Source organism: Stenotrophomonas genospecies 5 (genome assembly GCF_054473825.1).
The window spans coordinates 1379363-1387132 of record NZ_JBTMUW010000001.1 but is presented as its reverse complement, the minus strand read 5'-3'; the positions used below and the strand labels follow the sequence as shown (position 1 = coordinate 1387132).

The window sequence follows — 7770 nt, the reverse complement described above, 5'->3', positions numbered from 1 at the left end:
CGTCGGTGGTGCGGTGGGTGGCGCGCTCAACGGCACAGTCGGCACGATCGGCAGCGCCGTAGGCGGCGCTTTGAACGGTACCGTGGGTGCCGTAGGTGGCGTCCTCGATGGAACCGTCGGCACCGTCGGTGGTGCGGTGGGCGGTGCGCTCAACGGCACGGTCGGTACGGTCGGCAGCGCCGTAGGCGGCGCTTTGAACGGTACCGTGGGTGCCGTAGGTGGCGTCCTCGATGGAACCATCGGCACTGTCGGTGGTGCAGTCGGCGGTGTCCTGGATGGAACTGTCGGCACCGTCGGCAGTGCGCTCAACGGCACCGTCGGCACGGTCGGCGGCGCCGTAGGCGGCGCTCTGAACGGCACCGTGGGTGCAGTCGGCGGTGTCCTCGATGGAACCGTCGGCACCGTTGGCGGTGCGCTCAACGGCACGGTTGGCACGGTTGGCAGTGCTGTGGGTGGCGCGTTGAACGGCACCGTAGGTGCGGTCGGCGGTGTCCTCGATGGAACCGTCGGCACCGTTGGCGGTGCGCTCAACGGCACCGTCGGCACGGTTGGCAGTGCCGTGGGTGGCGCTCTGAACGGCACCGCAGGTGCGGTCGGCGGCGTCCTCGATGGAACCGTCGGCACCGTTGGCGGTGCGCTCAACGGCACGGTTGGCACGGTTGGCAGTGCTGTGGGTGGCGCGTTGAACGGCACTGTAGGTGCGGTCGGCGGCGTCCTGGATGGAACTGTCGGCACGGTCGGCGGTGCAGTCGGCGGTGCGCTGAACGGCACCGTTGGCACAGTCGGCAGCGCCGTAGGCGGTGCTTTGAACGGCACCGTGGGCGCAGTCGGCGGTGCAGTCGGAGGCGTGCTCAACGGCACGGTCGGCGCAGTCGGTGGTGCGGTGGGTGGTGTGCTCAACGGCACCGTCGGCACCATCGGAGGTGCCGTGGGCGGTGCACTCAACAATACGGTCGGCTCGGTCGGCAGCGTTGTCGGTGGCCTGCTCGGGGGTGGCAGCACCACGCCGGGCAGCGGGCTGGACGGCGTACTCACCGGCACGCTCGGCAACGTCGGCGGTGCGGTGGGCAACCTGCTGGAGGGCAACCTCAACGGTACCGTCAACAATCTCGGCGGCGCAGTCGGCGGGCTGGTGGGCGGCACGCTGGGTGGCCTGGGCCTGACCCAGCCCTCGGCGATTCCGCCGGACAGCCCGAAGGCACCCGCTCCGGCTGATCCGAATGCGGGACTCATCATCGGTACCGGTGGCCTGGTCGGCAACGTCGGCCAGCTGATCGGCCCGACGACCAGCAGCCTGTTCGGCGGTGACGGCTATCTGCACAACGGCAATCTCAAGCTCAGCAACGCGAACGTGATGCAGGCCTACTCCACGGTCAACGTGCTCGGCCTGCCGGTCGTGAACCTGTCACCGGTCGGCAGCACCCTCAATGGCCTGGGCGGCGCGGTGACCGGTGGCAGCTCGCACCTGACCCTGATCGGTGGCGTCACTTCCGACAGTTACATCTACAACATCAACAACGGCAACCCCGGTGGCCTGCTGGGCCTGCTGCTGCCGACGGATTCGCCGGCATGGGCCGCCAAGTGCCTGGATATCGCGTTGGCCGACATTTCCTGCTGGGCGGTCAACGCCGCACAGGATTACCAGGTGCTGATGGGTGACGGTGCCTTCGCCAACGGCTCCAAGGAAGTGGTGATCGGCGCCAATGCCCGCCATGAGCTGCCGAAGGTGGATGCCAACGTGGCGTTCCCGGGAGCCGGTCCCAACGATCCCACCAATCCAACCGGCGTGCCGACTGCGGACTACGCCGCGCGCATGGGCCACTCGGTGATTGTCGGCGACAGCGCGGTGGGTACTGCCAACGGCCAGACCCTGCTGGGTGCGGAGGCGACCTCGAACCAGGCCAATTCGGTGGCACTGGGCTACCGTTCTGCTGCGCTGCGCGGCGCACAGGCCAGCTACAGCGCCTATGGCCTGACCGCCGCCCAGGTCTCTGCCGGTGAAGTTTCGGTGGGTACCGCCAACGGTGGCGAGCGCCAGATCACCAATCTGGCTGCGGGTAGCGCCAATACCGATGCGGTCAACGTCGCCCAGTTGAAGGGCGCGATCAGCCTGATCGATGATGTTTCGGCCGGCGCGGTGATGTACGACGTCGATGGCGCAGGCAATCCAGACTATCGCCGCGTCACGCTCGGCAACGGCACGGGTACCACCACCATCGGGAACCTCGCCGCGGGTGCGGTGACCGCCGGCAGCCTGGAAGCCGTCAACGGCGGGCAGCTGGCCACCACCAACGCCGCCATCGCCGGCTTCTTCGGTGGCATCACCGCCTTCGATCCGGTCAGTGGCGCCTTCACCGCGCCGCTGTTCGAGATCAGCACGATCTCCACCGACGGCGCCATCGCGCAGGGACTGTACAACAATGCGACCGATGCCTTCGACGCCGTCGACGGCTCGCTGGTCAATCTCAACACGCAGATCAACGATATCCGCAACGGCGGCACCAAGTACCTGCGGGTGAACTCCACGGGCGTGGAGGCAGTGGCCACCGGTGCCGACTCCATCGCGGTCGGTACCAACGCCCGCGCCACGGCTGCCAACGCGATCGCGGTCGGTGCCGGCAGCCTGGCTGATCGTGCGAACAGCGTGTCGATCGGTGCCGCGGGTGCCGAACGCCAGGTGACGAATCTGGCCGCCGGTACGGCTGCCACCGATGCGGTGAACCTGGGCCAGCTGCAGGCCTCGGAGGAAGGCGCGCTGCGCTACGACCTCAATGGCGATGGCAGCGTCAACTACGCCAGCGCCACGCTGGGTCAGGGCGGCACGGCGACCACGCTGCGCAACCTCGGCCCGGGCCAGGTGAGCGCCACGAGCAGCGAAGCCATCAATGGTGCCCAGCTGTTCGCTGCCAACCAGGCCGTCGCCACCCATCTCGGAGGCGGCGCGGCGGTCAATGCGGCCGGTGTGCTGACCGCGCCGACCTACACGATCAACAACATCGCCGCCAATGGCACCATCAGCCAGGGCAGCTACAACGACGTCGGCACCGCCTTCGACGCGGTCAGCAATTCGCTGGCCAATGTCGCCGACCAGACCGACGATATCGACAAGCGCGCGGTGAAGTACGATGTCGATGGCAGTGGCAACGTCGTGAACACGGTCACCCTGAGCGGTACCGGCACGGGTGCGGTGAAGGTGACCAACGTGGCGGCCGGCAGCATCCTTGCAGGCAGCAGCGACGCCATCACCGGCGACCAGCTGTTCAGCACGAACTCGACCATCGCCAGCTACTTCGGCGGCAGCACGGCCTTCGACGGCACCACCAATCTGTGGACCGCGCCGTCGTTCAGCATCTCCAGCATCGCCACCGACGGCACCCTGACCGCCAACGACTACAGCAACGTCACCGCGGCGTTCTCCGCGGTGGACGGTTCGCTGAGGGTGCTCAACCAGCGCATCACCAACGGTGGCGGCAGCCCGTACCTGGCAGTGAACTCCAGCGCCGCGGCGGCCGCTGCGGCGGGTGCGGAGGCGCTGGCGGTGGGTCCGCAGGCCAGTGCGGCAGGTGCTTCGGCCGTGGCAGTCGGCAACGGTGCCAACGCCAGCGCGGACAACAGCGTGGCACTGGGTGCCGGCTCGGTGGCCAGCGTCGGCGCGCAGAGCGGCTATACCGGTGCCTATGGTCAGACGGGTGCCAGCAATTCGGCAGGCGAAGTGTCGGTCGGCAGCAGCGGCAGTGAACGCAAGATCACCCACGTTGCCGACGGCTCGGACGATCACGACGCGACGAATGTCGGCCAGCTGAAGAATGGCGTGAACTATGCCATCGATCAGTCCAAGGCCTACACCGACCAGAAGATCCAGAACATCACCAACGTCGCCGGCAGCTTCCGCGCCAACAACAGCAACAACCTGGCCGATCCGGCCGCGACGGGCGCCAATTCCGCAGCCGGTGGTGCAGGATCGACGGCCGCCGGTGCCAACTCGACGGCCCTGGGCAACGGCTCGCAGGCACAGGCCGACAACTCGGTGGCCCTGGGCGCAGGGTCGGTGGCCAACCGTGCCAACACGGTTTCGGTTGGGGCCAGCGGCGCCGAACGGCAGGTGGTCAATGTGGCAGACGGCACCCAGGCCACCGATGCGGTCAACGTGCGGCAGCTGCAGGCCTCGCAGCAGGGCACCATCCGCTACGACACCACCGTCAACGGAGCCACCAACTTCAACAGTGTCACTCTCGGCAGCAGCACCAGCGGCCCGACGACGGTCCGCAACGTTGCCGCCGGTACGGCAGGCACCGACGCGGTCAATGTCGACCAGCTGAAGTCCGGCATGGCGCAGACTCTGGACTGGTCGAAGGCCTATACCGACGAGCGCATGGGCGGCTTCGAGCGCGACCTGCGCAGGACCGACAACCGCGCTTCGGCCGGCATCGCTTCGGCCATGGCCACGGCCTCGCTGCCGCAGCCGAGCGAAGCGGGTCGCAGCATGGCCTCGTTCGCCGCCGGCAGCTACAACGGCGAATCGGGCGTGGCGGTGGGCCTGTCCGGTGTCTCGGAAGGAGGCCGCTGGATCTACAAGTTCAGCGGCTCTACCAACAGCCGTGGCGAGGCCGGTGTGGCCGTCGGTGCCGGCATCCAGTGGTAACGCCGTAGCCGGGCCGCGATCGCGGCCCGGTTGCCGCGCAAACGTCTACAGGGGGAATGACATGAATCAGCATCGCATCGCCCGCGCCGGCCGCACCGCCGCGTCGCTGGGCCTGATCCTCGCCGCCGGCCTGCTGGCCGCCTGCCGCAGCCACGCGCCCGCCGGTGAGGGTCCGGCGGAGGCCACTGCAGTGGCCTTCCCGGAAGTCTCCAAGGCGTCGCTGAAGGAGGGTACCTATCCCGACATCGCCGACCTGCGCCGCTTCGCGCCCGGGATGAGCAAGCGGCAGCTGTACAGCCTGCTGGGTACGCCGCACTTCAACGAAGGCATGTGGGGCGTGCGCGAGTGGAACTATCTGTTCAACTTCCGCACCGCACAGGGCGCCGAGTACTTCACCTGCCAGTTCCAGGTGCGCTTCGACAACAAGGGCATCGCCCAGGCCGGCTACTGGAAGCCCGAATCCTGCGCCGCCGTGCTCGACCCGCCGCGGCCACCACCGCCGCCGCCGGCACCCGCGCCACTGCCCGAACAGCCGCTGCGCCTGGCCGCCGATGCACTGTTCGGTTTCGACAGCGCGGTACTCAGCGCCGAGGGCCAGCAGGCGGTGCAGGGCATCCTGGCGCAGGTCCGTGAGGCCAGCAAGGTGCAGTCGATCCAGGTCGTCGGCTACACCGACCGTATCGGTGCGGCCAGCTACAACCAGCAACTCTCGCAGAAGCGGGCCGAAGCGGTGCGCACGGCCCTGGTGCAGGGCGGAGTGCCGCCGGGCAGCATCAGTGCCGAAGGGCGCGGCGCGGCTGAACCGATCGTGCAGTGCGCACAGCGCAACCGTCGCGAGCTGATCGCGTGCCTTGCGCCGAATCGCCGGGTGCAGATCGTCGGGATCGCGCACCCGCGCTGAAGTCTCCCGCGCCGTGGCCATGCCCCGGCATCCCGAGTCCCCCCTGACCACCGGCAGGACGTGGCCACGTCTCCCCCGTCGTCCACCCCTGCCGGTGGCTCAGGTTTTCATACGGTGCACGCGATGAACGCCCAATTCCTGCCTCTGTCCATGAAGACGGAAACCACCCTCAGCGTGTATGGCCAGCTCGGCAATCATGCGGTCGTGCGCATCCCCGGGCGGCGCCTGCCGGGCCTGATCCTGCAGGCCGATACCGTGGCCGGGTTCCTGGCCCAGCTGCAGGAAACCCAGGCCTGCCTGCGCAGTGGCCGGGCGCAGCGTGCCGATGCAGAGCTGGACATGCTGATCGACATGCTGGAGCAATGGTACGCGTTGATCGAGTCGCGGCTGGCCGATGCCGGCGAAGCGCTGTAGCAGCGGGGCGGGCGATCAATCGGCGTCTTCGACGCGCTCGCCCATCAGTTCGCGCTGGCGCTTGTCCAGCTCCTCGGCGTAGCGCCTGCGCACGAAGGCCTCGGAAACAATGCCCAGCAGCTGGCCATCGGCGGCAACCACGGCCAGTTCGTCGGCCTGCGTCCGGTCGAAGCACTGCATCACGCTGACCACATCCGCGCCCGGCAACAGTGACACCTCGCGGTTCTCGGCCAGATCGCCAACGGGTGTCTCCGGCTTCACGCCGTCGGCGTAGACGCGCGGAATCTGCACGATGCCGGCGTAGTGGCCTTCGCTGTCGATCAGGACCACGCGACCGCCGGAGCCCAGCGGGAAACGCTGGCGGAACGCAGCGGCATCCAGCCCGGCCGGAGTGGTGGCAACGCCCTTGCGCATCATCCGCCCGGCGTTGAGGGTGTGGATCCAGCCGACGTCGCGTGCGCTGCGGATGGTTTCGCCGCGCAGATGCATGCGCCATGTCGAGAACGAGTAACCGAACCACTGGCGGACCAGTGTGCTGGAGACCAGTACCGCGCTCATCACCACGCTGGTCAGCAGGAAGTCGTGGGTGCCTTCCAGCACCAGCATGGCCATGGTCATCGGCGCGCCGACCACTGCGGCGGCCAACGCGGCCATGCCCGCAAGCGCCGCGGACGTGGCATCAACCACGGGCACGCCGGTGGCCGTCGCCAGCAGGCCGGCAAACAGGGTGCCGACCAGGGTGCCCATGAACAGCGACGCAAAGAAAAGACCACCTCGGAAGCCGAAGCCCAGCGAAATGCCCGAGGCCAGAAGCTTCAGGGCGAGGAGGCCGCCGATCCAGATCAGTGGCAGCTGCGTGGTCAGGTCCAGGTGCAGCGCACCGTGACCGGAGGAAAGCACCTGCGGGCTGGCCATGGCCAGTGGAATCAGCAGGAGGCCGCCGACCACCGGGCGCCCCCACAGGGGCAGTGGACTGCGCTTGACCACGCCTTCGATGGAGGCGATCAGTCGCATCACGCCGATCCCCACCATGGCGCAGCAGCAACCGAGCAGGCCGTAGATCGCGTAGTCGGCGGCGCGCACATCGATGGTCGAGGCTGCGGGCAGCAGGTACGCCTCGATGCCGGCCTGGTCGGCGACGAATGCACCCGCCAGTGCGGCCAGGGCCACAGGCGCGAGAGCGGCGGGCGTGTAGGCGCCGATGACGATCTCGAACGCGTAGAACGCGCCGGCCAGCGGAGCCCCGAAGGCCGCGGCGATGGCGCCGGCGGCACCGGCACCGACCAGGATGCGCACATCATTGCGGCGCAGGCGCATGACACGGCCCAGCTGCGAGCCGCTGCCCGCACCCATCTGGGTATACGAAGCCTCAAGGCCGACGGACGCACCGCAGCCGTTCGACAGCAGGGTCTGGGTGAGCACGATCAGATTGTCGCGCATCGACATGCGACCGCCATGCAGGGCATTGGCCTCGACCGCGTCGAGCAGCGGGCGCTTGCGCCGCGCGGCCGCCAGGCTGACCAGCCCGACCAGCAGGCCGCCCAGCGGCAGCACCAGCAGGGCGGTCCAGCTGAGCGCGGGCAGGGAGCTGAGGCGCATGCCGGGTTCCAGCCCGTACAGCGCACTCTGCAGCCCGCGCGCGATGTCCGACTGCAGCAGCGTCAGGCCACCGGCGATCAGGCCGACCAGCAACGCCAGTGCGATGAACCACAGGTCGCTGCCACGCAGGCGCAGTCGCAGGCCCTGGAAGGCCAGATGCAGGCGCGATGGTTGAACCGTGGAGGCCATGGTGGCGGCATGATACGCCGCCATC

Annotated in this window: 4 protein-coding genes; 3 read left to right on the top strand and 1 reads right to left on the bottom strand. The window is 68.6% G+C overall.

Annotation, left to right across the window (positions count from 1 at the left end; genetic code table 11):
• The 3 genes from ACX9OW_RS06375 to ACX9OW_RS06365 form a co-directional block, all read left to right on the top strand.
• The coding region (locus tag ACX9OW_RS06375; RefSeq protein WP_459062084.1) for a hemagglutinin at positions 1 to 4642 on the top strand (4642 nt) is incomplete at its 5' end.
• Positions 4643 to 4703: 61 nt separating this feature from the next.
• The gene (locus ACX9OW_RS06370; RefSeq protein WP_180875308.1) at positions 4704 to 5543 is read left to right on the top strand and encodes an OmpA family protein; all 840 of its coding nucleotides are present in this window, start codon (positions 4704 to 4706) and stop codon (positions 5541 to 5543) included.
• A gap of 123 nt (positions 5544 to 5666) precedes the next feature.
• Entirely contained in the window at positions 5667 to 5957 is a 291-nt protein-coding gene (locus ACX9OW_RS06365) for a DUF6959 family protein (RefSeq protein ID WP_053517836.1), read from the top strand.
• Between the two features lie 15 nt (positions 5958 to 5972).
• On the opposite strand, the gene ACX9OW_RS06360 is transcribed toward ACX9OW_RS06365, so the two are convergent.
• Positions 5973 to 7769 carry a chloride channel protein gene (locus ACX9OW_RS06360; protein ID WP_414487531.1) on the bottom strand — a complete coding sequence of 599 codons (1797 nt, stop codon included), beginning with the start codon at positions 7767 to 7769 and terminating at the stop codon, positions 5973 to 5975.
• Position 7770 lies beyond the last annotated feature (1 nt).

Excerpts from the sequence above, each read along its gene's own strand:
- ACX9OW_RS06370 (WP_180875308.1), top strand. The coding sequence starts at position 4,704 with ATGAATCAGCATCGCATCGCCCGCGCCGGCCGCACCGCCGCGTCGCTG.
- ACX9OW_RS06365 (WP_053517836.1), top strand. The coding sequence starts at position 5,667 with ATGAACGCCCAATTCCTGCCTCTGTCCATGAAGACGGAAACCACCCTC.
- ACX9OW_RS06360 (WP_414487531.1), bottom strand. The coding sequence starts at position 7,769 with ATGGCGGCGTATCATGCCGCCACCATGGCCTCCACGGTTCAACCATCG.